20 protein-coding genes, 1 tRNA gene and 2 pseudogenes are annotated in these 23,373 nt (G+C 63.2%); 9 read left to right on the forward strand and 14 right to left on the reverse strand.

Translation table 11 applies throughout. The features are described 5' to 3' along the window. Positions 1-79: 79 nt before the first annotated feature. Positions 80-1,279: an amino acid aminotransferase gene (locus FAZ95_RS06265; RefSeq protein ID WP_137331656.1), complete on the reverse strand. Its 1,200-nt coding sequence runs from the start codon at positions 1,277-1,279 to the stop codon at positions 80-82. A 314-nt stretch (positions 1,280-1,593) separates the two neighbouring features. On the opposite strand from FAZ95_RS06265, the gene uvrB reads away from it, so the two are divergent. Further along, entirely contained in the window at positions 1,594-3,687 is a 2,094-nt protein-coding gene (gene uvrB / locus FAZ95_RS06270; protein WP_137331657.1) for an excinuclease ABC subunit UvrB, read from the forward strand. Positions 3,688-3,751: 64 nt separating this feature from the next. Further along, the gene (locus FAZ95_RS06275) at positions 3,752-4,162 is read left to right on the forward strand and encodes a GlcG/HbpS family heme-binding protein (RefSeq protein WP_137331658.1); all 411 of its coding nucleotides are present in this window, start codon (positions 3,752-3,754) and stop codon (positions 4,160-4,162) included. Between the two features lie 173 nt (positions 4,163-4,335). Here FAZ95_RS06275 and hemP read toward each other — a convergent pair whose 3' ends face one another. From hemP to FAZ95_RS06295, 4 genes are all read right to left on the reverse strand, one after another. Further along, positions 4,336-4,590, reverse strand: a complete 255-nt coding sequence (gene hemP / locus FAZ95_RS06280) for a hemin uptake protein HemP (protein ID WP_137331659.1) — start codon at positions 4,588-4,590, stop codon at positions 4,336-4,338. Between the two features lie 217 nt (positions 4,591-4,807). Further along, the gene (locus FAZ95_RS06285) at positions 4,808-5,293 is read right to left on the reverse strand and encodes an SRPBCC family protein (protein ID WP_137331660.1); all 486 of its coding nucleotides are present in this window, start codon (positions 5,291-5,293) and stop codon (positions 4,808-4,810) included. Between the two features lie 51 nt (positions 5,294-5,344). Beyond that, entirely contained in the window at positions 5,345-5,743 is a 399-nt protein-coding gene (locus tag FAZ95_RS06290) for an OsmC family protein (RefSeq protein WP_137331661.1), read from the reverse strand. Positions 5,744-5,795: 52 nt separating this feature from the next. After that, a complete protein-coding gene (locus FAZ95_RS06295) occupies positions 5,796-6,671 on the reverse strand; it encodes a pirin family protein (RefSeq protein ID WP_137331662.1) in 876 nt (291 codons plus the stop codon). A gap of 122 nt (positions 6,672-6,793) precedes the next feature. Between FAZ95_RS06295 and FAZ95_RS06300 the strand changes: the two genes are divergently transcribed. Further along, complete coding sequence (locus FAZ95_RS06300) at positions 6,794-7,795, forward strand: LysR substrate-binding domain-containing protein (RefSeq protein ID WP_137331663.1); 1,002 nt, start codon at positions 6,794-6,796, stop codon at positions 7,793-7,795. Positions 7,796-8,209: 414 nt separating this feature from the next. Here the strand turns inward: FAZ95_RS06300 and FAZ95_RS06305 are convergent, their stop codons facing one another. The 8 genes and pseudogenes from FAZ95_RS06305 to FAZ95_RS06340 all read right to left on the reverse strand — a co-directional run bounded on the left by FAZ95_RS06305 (position 8,210) and on the right by FAZ95_RS06340 (position 15,061). Beyond that, positions 8,210-8,629 carry an ExbD/TolR family protein gene (locus FAZ95_RS06305; protein ID WP_137331664.1) on the reverse strand — a complete coding sequence of 140 codons (420 nt, stop codon included), beginning with the start codon at positions 8,627-8,629 and terminating at the stop codon, positions 8,210-8,212. Positions 8,630-8,642: 13 nt separating this feature from the next. Next, positions 8,643-9,371 carry a MotA/TolQ/ExbB proton channel family protein gene (locus FAZ95_RS06310; protein ID WP_137331665.1) on the reverse strand — a complete coding sequence of 243 codons (729 nt, stop codon included), beginning with the start codon at positions 9,369-9,371 and terminating at the stop codon, positions 8,643-8,645. Positions 9,372-9,396: 25 nt separating this feature from the next. Continuing rightward, positions 9,397-10,194 (reverse strand): energy transducer TonB, encoded by a 798-nt coding sequence (locus tag FAZ95_RS06315; protein WP_137331666.1) that lies wholly within the window; start codon positions 10,192-10,194, stop codon positions 9,397-9,399. A 287-nt stretch (positions 10,195-10,481) separates the two neighbouring features. Further along, positions 10,482-10,718 (reverse strand): (2Fe-2S)-binding protein, encoded by a 237-nt coding sequence (locus tag FAZ95_RS06320; RefSeq protein WP_137331667.1) that lies wholly within the window; start codon positions 10,716-10,718, stop codon positions 10,482-10,484. 203 nt (positions 10,719-10,921) lie between these two features. After that, positions 10,922-11,827, reverse strand: a complete 906-nt coding sequence (gene murI / locus FAZ95_RS06325; RefSeq protein ID WP_137331668.1) for a glutamate racemase — start codon at positions 11,825-11,827, stop codon at positions 10,922-10,924. A 51-nt stretch (positions 11,828-11,878) separates the two neighbouring features. After that, complete coding sequence (bfr, locus tag FAZ95_RS06330) at positions 11,879-12,361, reverse strand: bacterioferritin (protein ID WP_137331669.1); 483 nt, start codon at positions 12,359-12,361, stop codon at positions 11,879-11,881. A gap of 158 nt (positions 12,362-12,519) precedes the next feature. Then, positions 12,520-14,043 carry a fumarate hydratase gene (locus FAZ95_RS06335; protein WP_137331670.1) on the reverse strand — a complete coding sequence of 508 codons (1,524 nt, stop codon included), beginning with the start codon at positions 14,041-14,043 and terminating at the stop codon, positions 12,520-12,522. Positions 14,044-14,157: 114 nt separating this feature from the next. Next, positions 14,158-15,061, reverse strand: a pseudogene (locus tag FAZ95_RS06340) (DMT family transporter). A 406-nt stretch (positions 15,062-15,467) separates the two neighbouring features. Here FAZ95_RS06340 and acs point away from each other — a divergent pair. The 5 genes and pseudogenes from acs to FAZ95_RS06365 form a co-directional block, all read left to right on the forward strand. Beyond that, positions 15,468-17,450, forward strand: a complete 1,983-nt coding sequence (acs, locus tag FAZ95_RS06345) for an acetate--CoA ligase (RefSeq protein ID WP_137331671.1) — start codon at positions 15,468-15,470, stop codon at positions 17,448-17,450. Between the two features lie 138 nt (positions 17,451-17,588). After that, a complete protein-coding gene (locus FAZ95_RS06350) occupies positions 17,589-17,954 on the forward strand; it encodes a DUF4212 domain-containing protein (protein ID WP_137331672.1) in 366 nt (121 codons plus the stop codon). Next, positions 17,951-19,969: a sodium:solute symporter family protein gene (locus tag FAZ95_RS06355; protein ID WP_137331673.1), complete on the forward strand. Its 2,019-nt coding sequence runs from the start codon at positions 17,951-17,953 to the stop codon at positions 19,967-19,969. Before FAZ95_RS06350 ends, FAZ95_RS06355 begins: the two co-directional genes overlap by 4 nt. Before the next feature lie 62 nt (positions 19,970-20,031). Continuing rightward, positions 20,032-20,122 (forward strand) — tRNA-Ser (locus FAZ95_RS06360). A 153-nt stretch (positions 20,123-20,275) separates the two neighbouring features. Then, positions 20,276-20,434: pseudogene (locus FAZ95_RS06365) on the forward strand (transposase domain-containing protein); the annotation flags it as partial. Between the two features lies 1 nt (position 20,435). On the opposite strand, the gene FAZ95_RS06370 reads toward FAZ95_RS06365, so the two are convergent. Further along, a complete protein-coding gene (locus FAZ95_RS06370; protein ID WP_137331674.1) occupies positions 20,436-21,446 on the reverse strand; it encodes an alpha/beta hydrolase family protein in 1,011 nt (336 codons plus the stop codon). A 478-nt stretch (positions 21,447-21,924) separates the two neighbouring features. Between FAZ95_RS06370 and FAZ95_RS06380 the strand changes: the two genes are divergently transcribed. Beyond that, positions 21,925-23,325: an MFS transporter gene (locus tag FAZ95_RS06380; RefSeq protein WP_137331675.1), complete on the forward strand. Its 1,401-nt coding sequence runs from the start codon at positions 21,925-21,927 to the stop codon at positions 23,323-23,325. Positions 23,326-23,373: the final 48 nt, after the last annotated feature.

Raw genomic sequence — 23,373 nt, forward strand, 5'->3', positions numbered from 1 at the left:
TGTCGTGAGTCGCAACCAACAGACTTCAAGCCGGCGAGCAGCGGCGCGAACACAGCGCCGCCGCTGCAACAGCCAAACCTTACTTCAACACATGCGCGACGGCATTCGCCACCACGTCGATGTTGCGCGTGTTGAGCGCGGCCACACAGATACGGCCGGTGCTGACCGCATAAATGCCGAACTCTTCACGCAGGCGGTCCACCTGCGCGGCATTCAGGCCCGAGTACGAGAACATGCCGCGCTGCGCGTTGACGAAGCTGAAGTCGCGATCCACGCCCGCTGCCTTCAGGCGCTCGACGAGGCCGCCGCGCATCGCGCGGATGCGGTCGCGCATTTCGCCGAGTTCCTGCTCCCACGTCGCGCGCAGTTCCGGCGAGGCGAGCACGGCCGCGACCACCGAGCCGCCGTGCGTCGGCGGGTTTGAGTAGTTCGTGCGGATCACGCGCTTCAGCTGCGACAGCACGCGCGCGGCTTCGTCCTTGCTGTCGGTGATGATCGACAGCGCGCCGACGCGCTCGCCGTACAGCGAGAACGACTTCGAGAACGACGACGACACGAACACGTTCAGTTCCGATGCCGCGAACAGGCGCACGGCGGCGGCGTCGGCTTCAATGCTGTCGCCGAAGCCTTGGTAGGCGATGTCGAGGAACGGCACCAGTTGGCGCGTCTTCACGACTTCGACGACTTGCTTCCATTGCGCGTCGGTGAGGTCGACGCCCGTCGGGTTGTGGCAGCACGCATGCAGCACGACGATCGTGCCCGCGGCGTAGCTGTTCAGCGCGCTCAGCATGCCGTCGAAATTGACGCCGTTGGTTTGCGCGTCGTAGTACGGATAGGCGACGACTTCGAAGCCCGCGCTTTCGAACAGCGCACGATGGTTTTCCCAGCTCGGATCGCTGATCGCGACCTTGGCGTTCGGGTTCACGCGCTTCAGGAAATCCGCGCCGATCTTCAGCGCGCCCGTGCCGCCGAGCGCCTGCGCCGTCACGACGCGGCCGGCTGCGATCAGCGGCGAGTCGTTGCCGAGCAGCAGCTTTTGCACGGCTGCGTCGTAGGCCGCGATCCCTTCGATCGGCAGGTAGCCGCGCGGCAGGGCCGCTTCGACGCGCGCTTTTTCCGCGTCACGAACTGCGCGCAGCAGCGGGATCTTGCCCTCTTCGTTGGTATAGACGCCCACGCCGAGGTTGACTTTGGTGGTGCGGGTATCGGCGTTGAAGGCTTCGTTGAGGCCCAGGATCGGGTCGCGGGGAGCGAGTTCGACAGCGGAGAAGAGAGACATGATGGTTCGGCGGTAGTGAAAAGAAAGAGGCAGGCTCCCGGCCTAACGGGTCCGTCCAAATAGGGTTGGGTACTCCCCGGACCGGCGGCGCGCGAGCGCAATTCGCCATTGTAGCGAATCCGAGCCCTCGATTCGGAAAAGCCGGGCAAGCAAAATCGTGGACGGTCGTGCGCTTTTACCGATAAGCCGCGCCAATCTCGCCCAATTTGGGAGCGACAGGGACGCATCGCCGGAGTCGGCAGCCTATCAGCCCGCCCGAGCGCAAGGCGCTAAAATAGCCTTTTGCCTGCCCTCGGCGAAGGAACCGCTTCCTCATGTCCGAACACCATCTCTCTCCAGTCGACGACACCCTCGACGAATCGAAATTCGTCGAGTTCGAAGGCTCCCCGTTTCACCTGTACCAGCCGTATCCGCCTGCCGGCGATCAGCCCGGCGCGATCAAGACGCTCGTCGAAGGCGTCGAGGACGGCCTGTCGTTCCAGACGCTGCTCGGCGTGACCGGCTCCGGCAAGACGTTCACGATGGCGAACACGATCGCGCAGCTCGGCCGCCCGGCCATCGTATTCGCGCCGAACAAAACGCTCGCCGCGCAGCTCTACTCGGAGTTTCGCGAGTTCTTCCCGCGTAATGCGGTCGAGTACTTCGTCTCGTACTACGACTACTACCAGCCGGAAGCCTATGTGCCGCAGCGCGACTTGTTCATCGAGAAGGATTCGTCGATCAACGAGCACATCGAGCAGATGCGGCTGTCGGCGACCAAGAGCCTGATGGAGCGGCGCGACGTCGTGATCGTGGCGACGGTGTCGGCGATCTACGGTATCGGCAATCCGTCCGAGTACCACCAGATGATTCTGACGCTGCGCACGGGAGACAAGATCGGCCAGCGCGACGTCATCGCGCGGCTGATCGCGATGCAGTACAGCCGCAACGAAGCCGATTTTCAGCGCGGCGCGTTCCGCGTGCGTGGGGACACGATCGACATCTTCCCTGCCGAGCACGCGGAGATGGCGGTGCGCATCGAGCTGTTCGACGACGAAGTCGAGTCGCTGCAGCTGTTCGATCCGCTGACGGGCCGCGTGCGGCAGAAGATTCCGCGCTTCACCGTCTACCCGTCGTCGCACTATGTGACACCGCGCGAAACCGTGATGCGCGCGGTCGAGACGATCAAGACCGAATTGCGCGACCGGCTCGAGTTCTTCCATCAGGACGGCAAGCTCGTCGAGGCGCAGCGGCTCGAGCAGCGCACGCGCTTCGATTTGGAAATGCTGCAGGAGCTGGGTTTCTGCAAGGGCATCGAGAACTACTCGCGGCACTTTTCGGGTGCGGCGCCGGGCGAGCCGCCGCCGACGCTCGTCGACTATCTGCCGCCCGACGCGCTGATGCTGCTCGACGAGTCGCACGTGCTGATCGGCCAGCTGAACGGCATGTACAACGGCGACCGGGCCCGCAAGGAAAATCTCGTCGACTACGGGTTCCGGCTGCCGTCGGCGCTCGACAACCGGCCGCTCAAGTTCCCCGAGTTCGAGCGCAAGATGCGCCAGGCGATCTTCGTGTCGGCGACACCGGCCGACTACGAGAAAAAGACCGCGGGCCAGGTCGCCGAACAGGTCGTGCGGCCGACCGGCCTCGTCGACCCCGAGGTCGAAGTGCGGCCGGCGCGCACGCAGGTCGACGACGTGCTCTCCGAGATCAATGCGCGCGTCGCGGCCGGCGACCGCGTGCTCGTCACCGTGCTCACGAAGCGCATGGCCGAGCAGCTAACCGAATTTCTCGCCGACCACGGCGTCAAAGTGCGCTACCTGCACAGCGATATCGATACGGTCGAGCGCGTCGAGATCATTCGCGACTTGCGTCTCGGCACCTTCGACGTGCTCGTCGGCATCAACTTGCTGCGCGAGGGGCTCGACATTCCGGAGGTGTCGCTCGTCGCGATTCTCGACGCGGACAAGGAAGGCTTCCTGCGCGCCGAGCGTTCGCTGATCCAGACGATCGGGCGCGCGGCGCGCAACGTCAACGGCAAGGCGCTGTTGTACGCGGACCGGATCACCGATTCGATGCGCCGCGCGATCGACGAAACCGAGCGCCGGCGCGCGAAGCAGATCGCGCACAACGAGAAGATGGGCATCGTGCCGCGCGGCGTCGTGAAGCGGATCAAGGACATCATCGACGGTGTCTACGACGCCGACGAAGTGCGTGCGGAGCTCAAGGAGCAGCAACAGCGCGCGAAGTTCGAGGACATGTCCGAGAAGCAGATCGCGAAGGAGATCAAGCGGCTCGAGAAGCAGATGATGGAGCACGCGAAGAATCTCGAATTCGAAAAGGCCGCCCAGGTGCGCGACCAGCTCGCGTTGTTGCGCGAGCGCGTGTTCGGTGCGAATGTCGGCGACCATCTGACCGGCACGGATTGATGGTTGCGATTGTTGCGTCATGCTGTGCGGCGGCGCGCCGCACTACGAACCCAAGAGGATGCTCGTGAGAACCAAGCTCGTACTGACCGCCGAAGACGTCAAGAAGATGGCCGCCGCTGCTGAAGCGCATGCGGTCGCTAACCACTGGGCCGTGACCGTTGCGATCTTCGACGACGGCGGTCATCTGCTGCATCTGCACCGCATGGACGGCGCCGCGCCGAGCACGGTCGAAATGGCGATCGGCAAAGGACGCACTTCGGTGCTCGGCCGACGCGAAACCAAGGTCTACGAGGAGATCATCAAGCAGGGCCGCACGGCGTTTCTGAGCGCGCCGCTGGTCAGCATGGTGGAGGGCGGGGTGCCGATCGTCGTGGACGGCGAAGTGGTGGGTTCGATCGGCGTATCGGGCGTGAAGTCGGATCAGGATGCGGCCGTGGCGCGCGCCGGTATCGCGGCGCTGGGCCTCTCCGAATAAGTTCGCTCAGGCCGCGGTGATCAGGCAGGAAACCGCGCAAAAAAATGGCATGGCTGGCTTCGACGGCTGCTTGAAGGTGTCTGCACGAAGGGGTCTAGATCTCGCGTGCAAGCCGTCGTGGCTGGCTACTGCCCAACACCCCTCTGGGAGGTGGTCCCCACAATACGCGGTGCTTACTTCGTCAGGATCAGCTTGCCCAATCGGGTTGCGCGAAGCTGGTAGGTCTCGCCGTTGTGCGTGATGCCGATGTGGCTGCGACCTTGCAGGAGCGATTCGCTGCGCAAGATGCGTTCGCCGTCATCGTTTGCTTTGCCCGTTTTCGTCCGATCGACGTCCGTAGAAGGCCCGACGTTCTTCGGCCGGCTGCTGGGCGCGGCGCTGCTATTGCGGCGCAGAGTGAGCGTGGAAGCGCGTGAGAAGTCGTTCATTCGTCGTTGTCGGTTCGTCGATTCGATGGGATCGAGTATAAATGAGAACAATTCCCATTTGCAACCGTGATGTATTCATCGGCGGCAGTTTTCGATAGGACGGATCGAAACGGAGCGGAGGGGTGTGCTGCGGGAGGGAGGCGAAGCGCGGGCGCTGAGAGCGCCGCACGGGCGGCGGCGTGCCGTCGCCGCCGGCGTTTTGGCGGACTGCCGGCGCTCAGTGCAGCGCGCCAGGTTCTTGCGGAGTCGGTGCGGCGTACTGCCGGATAAGCCGCACGGTGTCGATATCGGCTTCCCGATAGGCCGACTTGACGATCTCCTGCGTCTGCCGCGCGTCTTCCGTATCGGCCGCCGGCAGGGTGGTGCGGTATTCGAAGCGCAGGAACAACTGAAGATCGTCGGGCTGCTCGATGGTCATCGTCAACGAGCCGCCGACGTGCGCTTCGGTCGCGAGAATGTCGTAGCGCACGCTTTCCTGCGGCGTGAGCGTGACGCGATCGCGCACCGTCGCGTGGCCGTAGTGCAGCTCGCGCTCGAGCGTGCTGTCGGTGCGCGACAGAATCGTGCAACTGTCGAGGCCCATCACGAACAATTGCGGCTGCTCGGCTCGCAGCACGAGACCTTCCCACAGCTGCGCGCGCGTCAGCGTATCGACGAACGGGTTCAGCGGATCGTTAATCTGAATCAGGTGTTCGAAATTCAAGGTGGGGGCTTCCTCTTAAAGCGCTGCAAGCGTCGGATCATGCGCCCCTAATCAGACTGCGACAAGCCCCGTATTAATTTCGATAGGGTGTGTCAGGATCTTGTGAACCGGGCACGCATTCGCGATTTGCAAGAGCCGTTCCCGCTGCTCGCTCGAGAGTTCGCCTTCGAGGTGGATGTCGCGGGTGATCGTCGTGCCTTCCGTGCCCGTTTCCATCGAAAGTTCGACTCGCACCGCGTCGAGCTGCCAGCCTTTGCGCTTCGCATACATCTTGAGCGTGATCGACGTGCACGTGCCGAGACTCGACAGCAGCAGCGAAAAGGGTGTGGGTCCCGTGTCGCCGCCGCCCGCGGATTCGGGCTCGTCGCCGAGCCACGTGTGGGTGCCGTCTTCGAGGCGGACCTGATAATCGAGTGAACCGATGCTGGCGACGACCGTGGTTGTTGACATGCGCTTGCTCCGAAAGCGGGGTGGGGTTTCTGCAGCGAGGTGAATGAGTCGCCTATTGTGACGCGATTTGCCCCATGCGGCCTGCTTGGTAGTCGACGACGGCCTGACGAATCTCCTCTTCGGTGTTCATCACGAACGGACCGTAGCGCACGACCGGCTCGTTCAGCGGCACCCCGCCGAGCAGCAGCACCTCGAGCGGTTCAGCGCCGGCGGCGAGACTGACGGCGTCGCCGTCGTTGCCGAAGACGACCATATGCTGCGCGTCGATCTTGCGCCGCTCGTCGCCATACAGGCCGCTGCCCGACAGCGGGTAGGCGAACACGCGGTAGTCTCGCGGCACCGGTTGCACGACCGATGCCCCGGGCTGCAGCGTGAAGTGCTGATAGAGAATCGGCGTGTGCGTTTCGATCGCCGCGCTGACGCCGAACGCTTCACCCGCGATCACCTTCACACGCACCTTGCCGTCGGCCGACGTGGCAGTGGGAATGCCGGCCGATGGGATCTCCTGATAGCGCGGCGCGGTCATCTTGTCGCGGCGCGGCAGGTTCACCCACAGCTGCAGGCCGTGCACGCGACCGCCTGTGCGGGCGAACGCCGGGTCGGGCATTTCGCTATGGACGACGCCCGCGCCGGCCGTCATCCACTGGACGTCGCCTGCGCGCAAGGTGCCCGAGTGCCCGGCCGAATCGCGATGCACGAACTGGCCTTCCAGCGCGTAGGTTACGGTTTCGAAGCCGCGGTGCGGATGGTCGGGGGCTCCAATGGCCTCGCCCGGCGCGTAGTCGACCGGGCCCATTTCGTCGAGCAGGAGGAACGGATCGAAGTCCATCAGCATGCGAGTCGGAAACGGCCGATGAACGACGAAACCGCCGCCCTCGATCGTACGAACGGCCGGAAAAGTACGTTGAATCGTGCGGATCGTGGTCATGAAAGGTCACCTGGAAATACGGGAATAGCGTTATTTTTGAAACGCAAAGCTATTATATGGAGCGATTCCTGGACTTCTAGGCACCCTTCAGCAATGGATTGTTCTATCAATGGAACGATAAGATGAAACTCGATCAGCACAATCTGAACGACCTGATGTACTTCTCGCAGGTCGTCGAGCACGGCGGTTTCTCGGCGGCCGAGCGCGTGCTCGGCATTTCGAAATCGCGTCTGTCGCGGCGTCTTTCCGAACTGGAGGCGTCGCTCGGCGTGCGGCTTTTGCAGCGCTCGACGCGCAAGCTCGCGCTCACCGAAGCCGGCCAACTGTTCTATCAGCATTGCCGGGCGATGTTGTCCGAGGCGGAAGCCGCAGTGACGGTGGTGCAGCAGATGCGGGCGTCGCCGCGCGGCACGGTGCGCGTGAGCGTGCCTGTGACGGTGTCGCAGACGCTTCTGTCGGGCATCCTGCCCGAGTTCATGCATCGCTATCCGGAGGTGCGGGTGGTGGTGCGCGTGACGAACCGCGTGATCGATCTGTACGAGGATTCGGTCGACGTCGCGCTTCGCGTGCGCTCCGATCCGCCGGAAAACGCGAATATCGTCGTGCGGCCGCTGTGGCGTACCGAGCAGATGCTGGTTGGCGCGCCGAGTCTCTTGAGCCGGGATTCGCCGCCGCTCGTGCCGTCCGATCTCGAGCGCTACGAGACGCTCGATACGCCGAGCTCGGACGGACGCCATGCGTTCCATCTGATCGCGCCGGACGGCACGCGCCACATCCATGAGCACGAGCCCCGTCTCGTGAGCGCCGATTTGCTGATGATACGGGAGGCCGTGATGGCCGGCGTGGGCATCGCTGCATTGCCGGAGATGATGTATGGAGCGGCGTTGCGTTCCGGCCAACTGTCGCCGGTGATGCCGGGCTGGACCTTGCCGACACCGCAACTCTATGCGGTGTTCGTGTCGCGGCAGGGGATGGTGCCGGCCGTGCGCGCCTTTGTCGACTACCTCGTCGAGATGCTCGAAGACGGCAACCATACGGCGGCCGAGTGTCCGGAAGGCCGCCAAGCGGACTTCCTGCGCAAGTTCAAGGCGGTGAGCGAGGCGTCGGAAAAAATCGCGCCGTAACACACGGCCCTTCGCGCCAAGACCGTGGCTCTCGGCTCCGCTGCGTGACGAAAATCGGTTTTGCCATTTAAGCGTCATCGGCGATCAGTAGTTTCAATGGGCGTTTTCTTGAATGCACGCGCTGTGCCGCCTATATTGAAATCCCTTTCGCAGTGGAGATTCCGCTGCGGAAATTGATGGCTGCTCTTATAGCAAGCCTGATAGGGCAGAAACGCGCTGTCCGTGACGACCACGGCTGTCGCATCCGGTGACTCCACGAGCTACTCCGATGGCAAGTGAGCCCGACGCCCGAAGGCGCTGCGTGCGCAAGACAAAAGGCCCTCATCTGACGATGAGGGCCTTTTACTTTGTACGACGCTGTTTGTGCGCTTGTTTGCGTGCTTGTTTGCGTGCTTGTTTGCGTGATCCAGCGGACTACTTCGTTTTCGGTTCGGTCACGAAGCCGATCTTCGTCAGCCCGCCCGCCTGCGCGGCGGACATCACATCGGCGACGCGTTCGTACGGCACCTTGCGGTCCGCGCGCAAATGCAGCTCCGGCTGCGGATCGGCTTGGGCGGCCTGCGCGATGTCGGCGCGCAGCACGTCGTCGGTGACCGGCTTGTCGTCCCAAAGAACGGTGCCGTCGGCCTGGACCGACACCGTCACGTGCGCGGGCTTCGTGTCCTGCTTCTGACTGCTCGCGTGCGGCAAATCGATTTTCACCGCGTGATGGATGGCGGGAATCGTCACCAGGAAGATGATCAGGAGAACCAACATCACGTCGACGAGCGGCGTCATGTTGATTTCGTTCATCAGGCCGTCGTCATCGTCTTCGGCGAATGCGTTCATTGACATCGTCGCTTCACCCTCAGTTCGTGCGTGCGGCGAGGCGCAGGCCGTCGCGCTTCGCCGATGCCACGTGCGAGCCGGTCACGAAGTATGCGTGCAGACCATGCGCGAAGCGGCGCAGCTTGCCGACGACAGCCTTGTTCGCGCGGGTCAGCGCGTTGTAGCCGAGCACGGCGGGGATCGCGACGAAGAGGCCGAGCGCGGTCATGATGAGCGACTCGCCGACCGGGCCCGCGACCTGATCGATGGAGGTTTGTCCCGTCGCGCCGATGACGAGGAGGGCGTGATAGATGCCCCACACCGTGCCGAACAGGCCGACGAACGGCGCGACGCTGCCGATCGATGCGAGCACGGCCAGGCCGCCCTGCATGCGCGCGATGCCGTCGTCCATCGTGTCTTTCAGGCAGCGCGTGATCCAGTCCGACACGTCCATTTTGTCGTGCAGATGCGGTTGCGTCTGATGATGGTGATCGACCGCCTCCTGTCCCGACAGCGCGAGCGCGAGAAACGGGTTGGCGTTCGCGCTCGACGACGACGCGCCGAGCTTCTTGATGCCGTCCGAGAAATCGTCGGAATGCCAGAACGCCTGCTCGGCGTTCTTCGTGAGGCGCTTCAGGCGCACCACGTTCATCCCCTTGATGACGATGACGCACCACGACAAGATCGACATGAAGATCAGCGCGGCCGCGATGCCGCGCGTCACGACATCCCCTTGCACCCAAACGTGCGAAAAACCGTAGTTCTGCATTTCAAGTCCTTTTCTTATTTTCCAATCAATCGTTAAAGCCGAACGTGAACGGCTGCGTATAGGCCGCACGCACCGGCGTGCCGTTTTCGACGTAGGGGCGGCAGGCGCTCGCGCGCATCGCGGCCATGGCCGCTTCGTCGAGGCGGGAGAAGCCGCTGCTCTTTTTCAGTTCGACGTCCTCGATCTTGCCGCTCAATCCGACCACGAACCGCACGTAGGCGGTGCCCGCTTCGCCGCGGCGTTGCGACAGCGAGGGGTAGGCCGGCTTCGTGATGTTGCAGTCGAGGTGGGCGACGTCCTTCGGCGCCGCGATCGCGAGCGTTTCGCGGCCGGCGGCCGGCCCGCCGGGAGCGCCGGTTGCCGGACCCGCCGGTGCTTCGGCGGCTGCCGGGGCTGCCGGGGCTGTCGGGGCTGCCGGGGCTGTCGGGGCGGTTGAAGCTGAGGGAGCGGGTGCCGTTGGTGCAACCGCGTTCGGCGACGGCGCAGCCGCCTGCGGCAACGGTTCAGACTTCGCCTTGGCAATCGGGGCCGGTTTCGGTTCGACCTTCGGCTTGGCGTGCGGCACTGGCGGCGCGGGTTTTGGCGCAGGCGCGCTCGACTGCAGCGCGGCGGGCGCCGCGGCAGGAGCCGGACTTAGCAGCTCAGCGGTAATGGAGCGCGATTCGAGCGGGCGCGCGGGCGGCTCGTTTCGGATCGTCACCAGGAGGGCAATCAGCGCGGCGTGAAGCAGCACCACGACGGTGACCGCCGAGACCACACGGGAATTCATTGGCGTGAGCGCCACCGACGATGCGTCGACGGAAACGGAAGGCTGAACCTGCATGTTAACTGGGTTGGGCGAATGCGCGAACGACGCGCGCGCTGGACCTTGCGCTACGTCGCGTCATTTTCGAAAGATCAAGAGGGAGATGCCTAACGTCACCACGAAACCAAGCAGCAATTCCATCTCAGACTCCTTGAGGAATGAGTGGTCGCTGGCTAGTGTGAGACTGGCTTGCTGACAGGATTCAAACGACAAGCCGGGCGAAAAATTAAAGCGTGCCCGGCCGGGTAAAGCGCTGCTGACGTGATATGGCGCCAGCTTGGAAGTGAGTTAGCGTGCGAAGGCGATCAAGCGGCCTTGCGCTCGTAGAACGTGACCGGAATCGCATGCGTGTGGTGCTCGACGCCGCATTGGCTTTGGCAGACACCGCTTTGCGCCATGACGTCGCGCACGGATTCCTCGCACTTGCCGCAACAGGTGGCAACACCCAACTCGAACTGAAGTTCGTCAAAGGTATCGATGCCTTCAGCGATGGCGGCGCGGATCTTCCGATCGGAAACAGACTTGCACACGCAGACGATCATAGTTAATGAGTACGATAGCTAACGTTAATGCGAACTATTATCATTATGATTGAGCCGCTTGGCAAGCTGCCAGGCCGTTTTTTTTGTAACAAAGCTGGGTCGCTGGCAGGGTTACTGCAGCAAGCGCGGATGGGCGGCGACCTGCCGCCTAACGGCGGCGTGGGGTACAGCGGGGTCGGATCAATAGATGGTCGGCTGAGCGGTCAGGCGGCTTGTGACGCGGTCGCCGAAGTGCGCCGCGATGGCACGTGCACCCGCTCGACCGGTGCTTGAAGACCGAGCAGCGTGCTGGCCAATTGGCGCAGATGCTCGCCGTCGCTGGTCGAGCAGAAGCGGGGCAGCGCAGGCGTCGCACCGGGTTTGGCCGCGCTCGCCCGCAGGCCGTTCGCATCGAGCACGCGCTCGAGCTGCCGGGCAATGGCGATGCTCGTATCGATCAGCATGAGACGGTCGCCCGCGATGTCGCGGATGACGCGATCGAAGAACGGGTAATGCGTGCAGCCGAGCACGAGCGTATCGGCGCCGGCGTCGAGCATCGGGTCCAGATAGCGCTTGAGCAGCGCGCGCACTTCGGACGAGTCGACGTCGCAGCGCTCGATGGCTTCCACGAGGCCATGCCCGGGCTGGCACAGGAACCGGCAATCGCCGGCATAGCGTTCCTGCAGCGCCTGGAAGCGAGCGCTCCTCAACGTGACCTGGGTGGCGAGCACGCCGGCCACGCGTGTCTTCGATTGGAGCGCCGCGGGCTTGATGCCCGGCTCCACGCCGATAAGCGGAATCGTGAGCCGCTCGCGCACGAGCGAGATCGCTTGCGCTGTCGCCGTATTGCATGCGACCACAAGCGCCTTCGCGCCCTGCGAGATCAGCCACTCGCCGATCGCGAGCGTGCGGTCGGCGATGAAGTCGTCGTCTTTCTCACCGTATGGCGCGTAGGCCGAATCGGCGACGTAGATGAGCGCTTCATCGGGCAGTTGCGCACGCACCGCGCGCAGCACGGACAGGCCGCCGAGGCCCGAATCGAAGATCCCGACAGGCGCGGACGACTGGCCGAAAGCGTCTGTCGAATTTCGGGCGGACCCGCTGGCGGGCGTGTCGTGCGGTGCGGTCATATGAGCGTGCGGCTGGAACAAACACGAAGCGCGAATGTTACCAGCTTGGGCTTACGATTCGTCGGCACCGCCCATGGCGGACTGCTGGTAGTTCTGGATGCCGACCTTGTCGATGAGATCGAACTGGGTCTCGAGCCAGTCGATGTGCTCTTCGGTGTCGTCGAGAATCTTCACGAAGATCTCACGCGAAATGAAATCGCGAACGGATTCGCAATAGACGATGGCTTCCTTGCAGGTGCCCTGAGAAATCTGCTCGAGCTTCAGGTCGCACTCGAGGATTTCCTTCGTCTCTTCGCCGATCAGGAGCTTGTGCAGGTCTTGCAGATTCGGCAGGCCGTCGAGCATGAAAATACGTTCGATGAGCCAGTCGGCGTGTTTCATCTCGCCGATCGATTCGTCGTACTCATGCTTGCCGAGCTTTTCGAGCCCCCAGTGCTTGTACATCCGCGCGTGCAGGAAGTACTGGTTGATCGCCGTCAGCTCGTTCTTCAACTGAGCGTTCAGATATTCGATGACTTTTTTATCGCCTTGCATAGTTGTTCCTTGTTGGGGGACTTCGACTCACAACGATAAACGCTGCAGATTGAAAAGCCAAGGTCGAAGTCTTTCGTTGACCGAAAGGGAGATCGCTCGGATCGCCATGAAAAAAGCCAGGCCCGGGGGCCTGGCTTTCGTTCAAAAGACAAGCAAAATCAAGCCGTAGCGACCGGAATCTTGCCGATCTTCGCCTGCCATTCCTTCGGTCCGGTCTGGTGCACGGAGGTGCCGTGGGAATCGACAGCAACTGTTACAGGCATATCGACGACGTCGAATTCGTAGATCGCTTCCATGCCGAGATCTTCGAACGCGAGCACCTTCGCTTCGCGAATCGCCTTCGACACCAAGTACGCCGCGCCGCCCACCGCCATCAAGTAAGCCGCCTTGTGCTTCTTGATCGCCTCGATCGCGACCGGGCCACGTTCGGCCTTGCCGATCATCGAAATGAGACCCGTTTGCGCGAGCATCGTCTCGGTGAACTTGTCCATGCGCGTCGCGGTGGTGGGACCCGCCGGGCCGACCGCTTCGTCGCGCACCGGATCGACCGGGCCGACGTAATAGATCACGCGGTTCGTGAAGTCGACCGGCAGCTTTTCGCCCTTCGCGAGCATGTCGGCGATGCGCTTGTGCGCAGCGTCGCGGCCCGTGAGCATCTTGCCCGAGAGCAAGAGCGTCTGGCCCGGCTTCCAGCTCGCGACCTCTTCCGGCGTGAGCGAGTTGAGATCGACGCGCTGGCTCGTTTCCGTGTTCGGCTGCCACGTGACCTTCGGCCAGGCGTCGAGCGGCGGCGCTTCGAGCTTCGCCGCGCCCGTGCCGTCGAGCGTGAAGTGTGCGTGGCGGGTCGCCGCGCAGTTCGGGATGATCGCGATCGGCTTCGAAGCAGCGTGCGTCGGCGCGGCCATGATCTTCACGTCGAGCACCGTCGACAGGCCGCCCAAGCCTTGCGCGCCGATCCCGAGCGCGTTGACCTTCTCGTGGAGTTCGACACGCAGTTCTTCGATCCAGTCTTGCGGGCCGCGCGCGATGATCTCTTGAATGTCGATCGGGTCCATCAGCGATTCCTTCGCCATGACCATCGCCTTCTCCGCGGTGCCGCCGATGCCGATGCCGAGCATGCCCGGCGGACACCAGCCCGCGCCCATCGTCGGCACGGTCTTGAGCACCCAGTCGACGATCGAATCGGACGGGTTCAGCATCGCGAACTTCGACTTGTTCTCCGAGCCGCCGCCCTTGGCCGCGACCTGCACGTCGACCTTGTCGCCCGGCACGATCTCGTAGTGGATGACGGCCGGCGTGTTGTCTTTCGTGTTCTTGCGCGCGCCTTCGGGCGGGCTCACGATCGAGGCGCGCAGCACGTTGTCGGGATTCAGGTAACCGCGGCGCACGCCTTCGTTGATCATGTCGGTGACGCTCATCGTCGCGCCGTCCCAACGCACGTCCATGCCGACCTTCACGAACACCGTGACGATGCCGGTGTCCTGGCAGATCGGCCGATGGCCTTCCGCGCACATGCGGCTGTTGGTGAGGATCTGCGCGATGGCGTCTTTCGCGGCCGCGCTCTCCTCGAGCTCATAGGCGCGGCCAAGCGCCTGGATGTAGTCGAGCGGGTGGTAGTAGCTGATGTACTGGAGCGAATCGGCGATGCTCTGGATCAGGTCTTCCTGTTTGATGACGGTCATGGCTTGGGCTCTGTGGGGACGGGGTGCTTCGTAGCGCGCCCGAAGGCGAAAAAAAGCGCGCTATTGTAACGCGCCAAGCCTTTTTCCCGCTTCCCCGCTTCCCCGCTTTGCCGCTCAAGGCGTGACGGGCGGCGCGCGCTTGACCTTGAGGCTCGCGAGCCCGATGCCCGCGATGACGCAGGCGAGCGCGACACCGTGCGCGAGCGTCGGACGCTCGCCGAGGAACACGATGCCGTAGACCGCCGCCGCGATGGGCAGCACGGCGCTGAACACGCCGGCAAGACTGCCCCGGCACGTGGCGAATGCCCTTCATCCACAGCCAGAACGAGAAGATGCTCGCCGACAGTCCGTACCAGATCACGAGCGCCCAGACGTTGCCCGGCACGCTCGCATAGTCGAACGAGACGAGCGCGCCAACGCCGAGCGGCAGCATCAGCAGCAAGCCGAACAAGTGGGTGTAAGCGCAGATGTCGATGGGCGCGAGCGTTTGCGTGAGGCGCCGCGAGAGAATCACATAGAACGATTCGCAGCAGACTGCGCCAAGCACCATCAGGTTGCCGGTCAGCGAGCTTTCGCTCGATACCGCGCTATCCGCCGAGCCGCCGTGCGCGAAGTTGATCACGACGACGCCCGTCATCGCGAGCGCAATCGAAATCAGCGCACGTCCGTTCGGCTTCTCGCCGAGAAAGAACCAGGAGAAGAGCGCGACCACGGCGGGAATCGTGCTCGTGATCACGCCCGCCGCCACCGCGCTCGTGCGCTGCACGCCGTTCAACATCAGGAGCGTGAACATGAAGGTGCCGAAGAACGCCTGCAGGAACAGGTTCAGCCATTCGCCGCGCTTCACGCTCTTCATCTTGACGGGGCGAAAGAGCGGCCACAGCACGGCGATCGCCACCACGAAGCGCAGCAGGGCGAGGACGGAAACGGGAACGAAAGCGACAATCGATTTGCCGACGCCGACGTTGCTGCCGACGAGCAGCATCGCGACAATGAGGAGAAAAGCGTAGCGGTTCAAGCTGGAATCCAAACGGGGAGTTCAGTTAGCATTGAGCATTGTAGGTTGACGCTTAATACGGCGTAAAGGCGGCTGCAAGGCGCTGGCGTGACGACCAGCGTTCGGGGCAACCGCTGGGTGCGGTGGCGTTCCCATACGTATGACGTAGGCCGACAGAGCGCTTTTACGTGGCGTAAGTGCGCGGTAAGTTGACGTGGTTATCGTCATGTTTGAGTGCGCGTGCATCCGCATGCTGCAGTGCCGCATCCCTGGTTTCGGGCGTGGCACGTCGACGGCACGTACCGCGGCGAGCGGTACGTGCGAGGGTTTGGGGACAAGCGCAGCGCCAAAGCTGCGCTCACAATACAAGGCGCGCCCAAGTGCGCCGGATACCGGATTCACTTTCACCTTCATGAAGGGGTTGTCGATGTCTACGATTGAATCGGTTCTTCACGAAAGCCGCGTTTTTCCGCCATCCGCCGACGTGGTGGCCAATGCGGCCATTTCCGGCATGGACGCCTACCGGGCGCTCGCCGCCGAGGCGGAACGCGATTACGAGGGCTTCTGGGCGAAGCTCGCACGCGAAACGCTCACGTGGCACAAGCCGTTCACGAAGGTGCTCGACGAAGCGAACGCGCCGTTCTGCACGTGGTTCGAAGACGGCGAGCTGAACGCGTCGTACAACAGCCTCGATCGCCATGTCGAAGCGGGCAAGGGCGGCACCGTCGCGATCATCTTCGAAGCCGACGACGGCACCGTCACGCGCGTCACCTATCAAGACCTGCTGCAGCGCGTGTGCCGCTTCGCGAATGCGCTCAAGAAGCGCGGCGTGAAGAAGGGCGACCGTGTCGTGATCTATATGCCGATGTCGATCGAAGGCGTCGTCGCGATGCAGGCGTGCGCGCGCATCGGCGCGCCGCACTCGGTCGTGTTCGGCGGCTTCTCGTCGAAGTCGCTCAACGAGCGGCTCGTCGACGTCGGCGCGGTCGCGTTGATCACGTCGGACGAACAGATGCGCGGCGGCAAGGCGCTGCCGCTCAAGAGCATCGCCGACGAGGCGCTCGCGATGGGCGGCTGCGAGGCGGTCAAGAGCGTGATCGTCTACCGGCGCACGGGCGGCAAGGTGGCCTGGAACGAAAGCCGCGACTTGTGGATGCACGAACTTGTCGCCAACGAGTCCGACACCTGCACGCCCGAATGGGTCAGCGCCGAGCATCCCCTGTTCGTGCTTTACACGTCGGGCTCCACGGGCCGGCCGAAGGGCGTGCAGCACAGCACCGGCGGCTATGTGCTGTGGGCCGCGCAGACGCTCAAGTGGACCTTCGACTGGAAACCCACGGATATCTTCTGGTGCACGGCCGACATCGGCTGGATCACCGGACACACCTACATCGCCTACGGGCCGCTCGCGCTAGGCGCTACGCAGGTGATGTTCGAAGGCGTGCCGACCTACCCGGACGGCGGCCGCTTCTGGAACATGATCGAGAAGCACAAGGTCACGCTGTTCTACACGGCGCCGACCGCGATCCGCTCGCTGATCAAGATCGCCGACGCTGACGCGAAGGTGCATCCGAAGAGCTACGACTTGTCTAGCCTGCGCGTGCTCGGCACGGTCGGCGAGCCGATCAATCCGGAAGCGTGGATGTGGTACTACGAGAACGTCGGCGGCGCGCGCTGCCCGATCGTCGATACCTGGTGGCAGACCGAAACCGGCGGCCACATGATCACGCCGCTGCCGGGCGCGACGCCGCTCGTGCCGGGCTCGTGCACGCTGCCGCTGCCGGGCATCATGGCCGCGATCGTCGACGAGACCGGGCAGGACGTGCCGAATGGGCAGGGTGGGATTCTCGTGGTGAAGCGTCCGTGGCCGTCGATGATCCGCACCATCTGGGGCGACCCTGACCGCTTCAAGAAGAGCTATTACCCCGAGGAGCTCGGCGGCAAGCTGTACCTCGCCGGCGACGGCAGCGTGCGCGACAAGGCCACCGGCAACTTCACGATCATGGGCCGCATCGACGACGTGCTCAACGTCTCGGGCCACCGGCTCGGGACGATGGAGATCGAGTCGGCGCTCGTGGCGAATCCGTTGGTTGCCGAAGCGGCCGTCGTGGGGCGTCCGGACGAGACGACCGGCGAAGCCGTGGTCGCGTTCGTCGTCTTGAAGAGTGCGCGTCCCATGGGCGACGATGCCGCGAAGCTCGCGAACGAGCTGCGCGCATGGGTCGGCAAGGAGATCGGGCCGATCGCGAAGCCTAAGGACATCCGCTTCGGCGACAACCTGCCGAAGACGCGCTCCGGCAAGATCATGCGCCGTCTCTTGCGTTCGCTCGCGAAGGGCGAGGCGATCACGCAGGATGTGTCGACGCTCGAGAATCCCGCGATTCTCGATCAGCTCGGCGAGTCGCTTTAAGCGGCGAGCGTTGGCGGCGGCGGTGCCGGGCTTCATCGCCTGGCGCATCGAGTCGCTGCACGACGTAGATGCATGAAGTCGAGGCACGGCGCGGACAATCCCAATTGTCCGCGCCGTGCCTTTTTGATACATAGGCGCATGGCCGCGCCCCACACATCACACGCTCTCCCTCTCAACCCTGTGCCCGAACCGCCGCCGGTTACGGACGCGATGGCGCGCGCCCATCGGCGCTATTGGCGCTTCAATGTCGTGTTGATCGCCGTGCTGATGTCGATCGGCTTCTTCGTGTCGTTCGTCGTGCCGGCGTTGGCGCGTCCGCTGTCGGCCGTGCGGATCGCCGGCTTTCGCCTGCCGTTCTATCTCGGCGCGCAGGGCGCGATCGTGATCTACCTCGTGCTGATCGCTGTCTATATCGTGCTGATGCAGCGCGCGGACCGCACGCTGCGGCGCGCCTTCGATGCGGATGCGGCCAACGCCGACAGCGCGACGGAAGCCGTTCGATGACGCTCACGCACCGGCTGATTCGCGCCTACGCGCTCTATACGCTCGGCTTCTTCGCGTTCATCTACGTGCTGTGGCGGATCGAGCGCACGACCGGCGCCGGCGTGTGGGTCGGCTACGTGTTCCTGTTCGTGCCGATCGCGGTGTACGCGGTGATCGGGCTGCTGTCGCGCACGTCCGATCTCGTCGAATACTACGTGGCGGGGCGGCGCGTGCCGTCGGCGTTCAACGGGATGGCGACGGCGGCCGACTGGCTCTCGGCGGCATCGTTCATCGGCCTCGCCGGCTCGCTCTACGCGACCGGCTACGACGGCCTCGCGTACCTGATGGGCTGGACGGGCGGCTACTGCCTCACGGCTTTTCTGCTCGCGCCGTATGTGCGCAAGCTCGCCCGCTACACGATTCCCGATTTTCTCGGCACGCGTTTTTCGAGCAACACGGTGCGCGCGCTCGCGGCGCTCGCCGCGATCCTGTGCTCGTTCGTCTATCTCGTCGCGCAGATCCAGGGGATCGGGCTGATCGCCACGCGTTTTATCGGCGTCGACTTCGCGATCGGCATTTCGTGCGGGCTCGCGGGGATACTCGTCTGTTCGTTCCTCGGCGGGATGCGCGCGGTGACGTGGACGCAGGTCGCGCAATACATCATCTTGATCAGCGCGTTTTTGATTCCGGTATCGATGATCGCGCACAAGGACGGCCTGGGCTGGGTGCCGCAGTTGAGCTACGGCCACTTGATGGAGAAGCTCGAGACGCTCGAGCACGACGTGCGCGACGCGCCGAAAGAGGAGAGCGTGCGCGTGTGGTACCGGCAGCGCGCGGCGCAGATCGATGCGAGGATCGCGGCGCTGCCTGCGTCGTATGACGATGAGAAAGGGCGGCTCGCGAACGACATCGCCGAACTGCGGCGGCACAACGGTCCGTTGCGCGAGATCGATCAGCACGAGCGCGAGCTGGCGGATTTTCCGCACGATGCCGCCGCGGCGCGCATCGTGTGGACGCAGGAGCGCGACGAAATGCTTGCGCTCGCAACCGATCCGGTGCCGATGCACGAGGCGTTTCCTGCCGCAAACGAGGACGATCGGCGCATCCATGAACGCAATTTCCTCTCGCTTCTGCTGTGCCTGTCGCTTGGCACCGCGAGCCTGCCGCATATCCTGACGCGCTATAACACGACGACCTCGGTCAGCGCCGCGCGGCGCTCCGTCGGGTGGACGCTTTTCTTTGTCGCGCTGTTCTATGTGACCGTGCCGGTGCTGGCGGTGTTGATCAAGTACGAGATCTTGTCGAACCTCGTCGGCCATTCGTTTGCCGACTGGCCGCAATGGGTGACGCAGTGGCATCGCGTGGAGCCGTCGCTGATCGGCATCGCCGATACGAATCGCGACGGCATCATCCGCTGGTCCGAGATCCGGATGCAGCCCGACATGGTCGTGCTCGCCGCGCCGGAGATCGCCGGGCTGCCGTATGTGATGTCGGGTTTGATCGCAGCGGGGGCGCTGGCCGCCGCGCTTTCCACGGCCGACGGTTTGCTGCTGACGATCGCTAACGCGCTGTCGCACGACGTCTACTACCACATGGTCGATCCGTCGGCGTCGAGCCAGCGGCGCGTGACGATATCGAAGATCCTGCTGCTGGGCGTGGCGTTGTTCGCTTCGTATGTGGCGTCGCTGAATACGGGGAATATTCTGTTTCTCGTGGGGGCGGCGTTTTCGCTGGCGGCGTCGAGTTTGTTTCCGGTGCTGGTGCTCGGCGTGTTCTGGAAGCGCACGACGAAGCGCGGCGCGGTGGCGGGCATGGTGGCGGGGCTCGTGGTGTGCGTCTATTACATCGTGTCGACCTACCCGTATTTCGCGCAGTTGACGGGCTTCGCCGGGCAGCGCTGGTTCGGGATCGAGCCGATCAGCTCGGGCGTGTTCGGCGTGCCGGCGGGGTTTGCCGTGACGATCGTCGTGAGCCTGCTGGATCGCAAGCCGGATGCCTATACGACGGCGCTTGTCGACTACATTCGGCACCCGTGACCGGGCAGGAGTGGAGGGTAGGTGGCGCGGGGCCCGAAGTTTGCTATAATGCGCGTCCCGCCGGAGAGATGGATGAGTGGTTTAAGTCGCACGCCTGGAAAGCGTGTATAGGTTAATCGCCTATCGGGGGTTCGAATCCCCCTCTCTCCGCCAGAGAATTGAATGAAAAGCCGTTGAATCTGAATGGATTCAACGGCTTTTTTCTTTGTGGCCCCGCGAACGAGCCTATCCGATTTCCTGTGTGAGCATAAAGCGGCTCCTTGGCCGTCAGTTTATGCCTCACACACAGGAAATCGGATAGGCTCGGCCAGTGCCAATCTTTACTCTCTCGTCGAAACGTGCAAGGCCTGTCGAATCGATCCGTACCGTTACCTCGCCTTGCTGTTCCAGCGGTTACCTGTAGCAAAGACCGTCGACGACTACGCCGTGTTGCTTCCTTGGGGCATGTCAGAGCAGTCTGGATGAGTTATAGATTTGCGCGCAGGAAGTCCACGACCTCGTGATCGATCTGGCGATGAACCTCCACTCGATCGACCCCGGGCGCATCCTGACAGATCAGTGCCACACTGGCGGCGACTGCGGCCGGACAAGGATCAATGAAAACGAAGTGGTTGCCTGGCACGATGTGGACTGCAGGCGGTGCGGGCAAGCCTGACACAACGGCAAGGGAGTTGCTCGCAGAACCAAGATAGCTGTCGTCCTGCGGTCGATAGAGCATCGTCGGTATGCGCACAGCGGACAAGCCAGATGCCTCAAACATCATGGCCAGTGGATCCATCAGCACCAGGGCCTTCAGACGGCGATCGACGGGCGGTTGCCAGGCTAACAGGTCAGCGGGTACTGCAGCTCTACCTTGGGTGCCGTTTGCACCATTGCGGGTTGCTGAACGTGGACACGATCCCGGATCATCGTGATTCGCGCAGTACGCACTGGCGTACGCAAAGTCGGGTTTCGCCCCCGCCAGAATCAGCGCAGTGTAGCCACCGGCCGAGTATCCGATCATGCCAATTCGGCCGACATCGGCGCTCGCCGAAAACCGCGGATCTGCGAGGACTGCATTGAGTGCGGCCTCTGCTTGCCGGGGGCGATCAATCAGAATCTGGGCTTGGGACGGAGCCCGGGGATAGCCTGAAGCGTCCCCAAGGTGCGTCGGCAAGACGACGATAAATCCGGCGCGAGCCAGAGCGGTAGCCAATTCACGGTGGCTGAAAGGGCCGCCACCTCGTCCGTGTGAAATCAATACAACGGGAAAGCGGTTATCCGGTACAGGTGGAACATTGCGCGTCGCCTCGACAGTGAACGGGCCTGCTTGCCATGGGACCTCACGCTCGTACGTAGGGTAAAAGACGACCGTGTCGAAAGGATCTGCCTCGCCCACCACCGTCAGACGGATCACCCCCGCGTTAAAACCTGCCGGCGCAGCCAGCGCGGAACAGGTGCACAAGACTGCCAGTACAAGGGTCGCGATCCAACGCATGTCACTACTCCTGGCCAGCCGGAATGAGACGCGAAGGATATCAGAACGCTCTTACACGTTCGATGACCGAAGGGCGTCGTTCATTGATCGCTTACATTGAAGCGGCTTCGACGATAACTACCATCTTGCTGCTGCAGCGTGACCCATTGCTTGTCTCATTGATGCCGCGAGATGTGTCAGCTTTTTTCGTCGAGCATGGGCTCGCAACGCGGCTGAACATCTCAGTCCGCTCTCGTACGGAGCCCTATGGCATCGTTACTCGCAGGGTCGCGGTCCTGTCTCCCCCGCGCGCCATGTGATTGGCGAGCTTGCTGCCGGCGCGCTGACTGGGGAAGCCGCTTAGTTTCAGACCTGCTGAGGGGGAGTATTAGTATTCTTGATACTGTCAACTCACCTGCTGTTTTCTTGAAATCGCCGTCCTACACTGGTTTCTGAAGGTGCATCGACATGAGCACCACACTGGAGACCGGAGACGATTGTGAGCAAACAGGTATTACTCGAAGACTTGCCTCTTCGCCCATTCCACGTCGGAGTTGCATTCAGTGGAACTGGCGGTCAGTTCAGCGATGGCTTCGTGCTGGGCATCATCGGCATTGCCGTCAGCATGGCCGCTGGCCCGCTGCACCTCGATGCGCTATGGATGGGGCTGCTCGGAGCGGCCTCGCTCGCGGGCCTGTTCTTCGGCAGCATGCTGGCGGGGCCGATTGCGGACAAATACGGTCGTCGGACTATTTTCGCGTACGACATGCTGCTCTTCGCGGTCGTCTCTGCCGCACAGTATTTTGTGACGTCACCCTCGCAGTTGCTCGTCTTGCGTCTGGTGCTCGGGCTCATCCTCGGCGCCGACTACGTGGTGAGCAAATCCCTCGTAACCGAATATTCTCCGCGCCGTTATCGCGGCCGTCTGCTGAGCGTACTCGCGGCAGCCTGGGCGGCGGGCTATGTCGGTGCCTACCTCGCTGGCTTTGCCATGCGCGACATTGGCCCTGATGCCTGGCGGCTGATGCTCGCAGCAAGCGGAGTTCCGGCACTCCTGATTCTCCCGTTCCGTCTTATCGTGCCCGAGTCGCCGATGTGGCTGATGAAGCGCGGTCGCGGCGACGAAGCACTGGCCATCATTCATCGCAGGTTTGGCGGCGAGGTCATGCTCTCGACGACAGCAGCCGTATCGCAGCAACACAAGGGCGCCTGGTCGCAGCTGTTCTCGCCCCGCTGGCGCAAGAACACGTTAGTCGGCTGCGTCTTCTACACCTGCCAAGTCATTCCTTACTTTGCGCTGGGCACTTTCGCGCCAAAAGTCCTTGAGGCTCTGCACGTCAAAGACAAGTTCGTGGGCGGCCTCGTCTATAACATCCTGCTCTTCGTGGGTGCTGTGATTGGCCTGCTGATCATCGATAGGCTCTCCCGTCGCACGTTCCTCCTCGGAACCTTCTATCTTGCGGCGCTCAGTTTGGCTGTGCTGACCTACGCCAGCTTTGGGCCCATGGGCACGATGCTCGTCTTCGGCCTCTTCGCGTGCATTCTCTCGGCAGCGGCGAACCTCGAATTTGTCTATCCGCCCGAGCTCTTCCCGACGCACCTTCGCGCGTCCGGCGTCGGCTTGGCGGTCGCTTCGAGCCGCTTCGGTTCAGCCATCAGCACGTTCCTGCTGCCGATCGCGGTTCAACATGTCGGCATCCACACAGCGCTGGGTGTTTGCGTCGCGGTACTGCTCTTCGGTGGCGTCTTCTGCCATTTCATGGCACCGGAAACGGGCAGCGAGAACCTTTCCGACGTGAAGTCCGAAAGTGTCGTTGAGGACGCGCACGAGGCCGCTGAGCAACATGACACATCGTTTGCGACCGCCACGCCGGGTGGTACGAAGACACGCCTCCGATGACATCGGAAGTCGACGGCGTGCCAGATGCGAGAACGTATGCCAAGACGC

Origin of the sequence: Trinickia violacea (assembly GCF_005280735.1) — a bacterium.
GTDB lineage: Bacteria > Pseudomonadota > Gammaproteobacteria > Burkholderiales > Burkholderiaceae > Trinickia_A > Trinickia_A violacea.

Excerpts from the sequence above, each read along its gene's own strand:
- FAZ95_RS06265 (WP_137331656.1), bottom strand. The coding sequence starts at position 1,279 with ATGTCTCTCTTCTCCGCTGTCGAACTCGCTCCCCGCGACCCGATCCTG.
- uvrB (WP_137331657.1), top strand. The coding sequence starts at position 1,594 with ATGTCCGAACACCATCTCTCTCCAGTCGACGACACCCTCGACGAATCG.
- hemP (WP_137331659.1), bottom strand. The coding sequence starts at position 4,590 with ATGAACGACTTCTCACGCGCTTCCACGCTCACTCTGCGCCGCAATAGC.
- FAZ95_RS06290 (WP_137331661.1), bottom strand. The coding sequence starts at position 5,743 with ATGTCAACAACCACGGTCGTCGCCAGCATCGGTTCACTCGATTATCAG.
- FAZ95_RS06295 (WP_137331662.1), bottom strand. The coding sequence starts at position 6,671 with ATGACCACGATCCGCACGATTCAACGTACTTTTCCGGCCGTTCGTACG.
- FAZ95_RS06300 (WP_137331663.1), top strand. The coding sequence starts at position 6,794 with ATGAAACTCGATCAGCACAATCTGAACGACCTGATGTACTTCTCGCAG.
- FAZ95_RS06305 (WP_137331664.1), bottom strand. The coding sequence starts at position 8,629 with ATGTCAATGAACGCATTCGCCGAAGACGATGACGACGGCCTGATGAAC.
- FAZ95_RS06310 (WP_137331665.1), bottom strand. The coding sequence starts at position 9,371 with ATGCAGAACTACGGTTTTTCGCACGTTTGGGTGCAAGGGGATGTCGTG.
- FAZ95_RS06315 (WP_137331666.1), bottom strand. The coding sequence starts at position 10,194 with ATGCAGGTTCAGCCTTCCGTTTCCGTCGACGCATCGTCGGTGGCGCTC.
- FAZ95_RS06320 (WP_137331667.1), bottom strand. The coding sequence starts at position 10,718 with ATGATCGTCTGCGTGTGCAAGTCTGTTTCCGATCGGAAGATCCGCGCC.
- murI (WP_137331668.1), bottom strand. The coding sequence starts at position 11,827 with ATGACCGCACCGCACGACACGCCCGCCAGCGGGTCCGCCCGAAATTCG.
- bfr (WP_137331669.1), bottom strand. The coding sequence starts at position 12,361 with ATGCAAGGCGATAAAAAAGTCATCGAATATCTGAACGCTCAGTTGAAG.
- FAZ95_RS06335 (WP_137331670.1), bottom strand. The coding sequence starts at position 14,043 with ATGACCGTCATCAAACAGGAAGACCTGATCCAGAGCATCGCCGATTCG.
- acs (WP_137331671.1), top strand. The coding sequence starts at position 15,468 with ATGTCTACGATTGAATCGGTTCTTCACGAAAGCCGCGTTTTTCCGCCA.
- FAZ95_RS06350 (WP_137331672.1), top strand. The coding sequence starts at position 17,589 with ATGGCCGCGCCCCACACATCACACGCTCTCCCTCTCAACCCTGTGCCC.
- FAZ95_RS06355 (WP_137331673.1), top strand. The coding sequence starts at position 17,951 with ATGACGCTCACGCACCGGCTGATTCGCGCCTACGCGCTCTATACGCTC.
- FAZ95_RS06370 (WP_137331674.1), bottom strand. The coding sequence starts at position 21,446 with ATGCGTTGGATCGCGACCCTTGTACTGGCAGTCTTGTGCACCTGTTCC.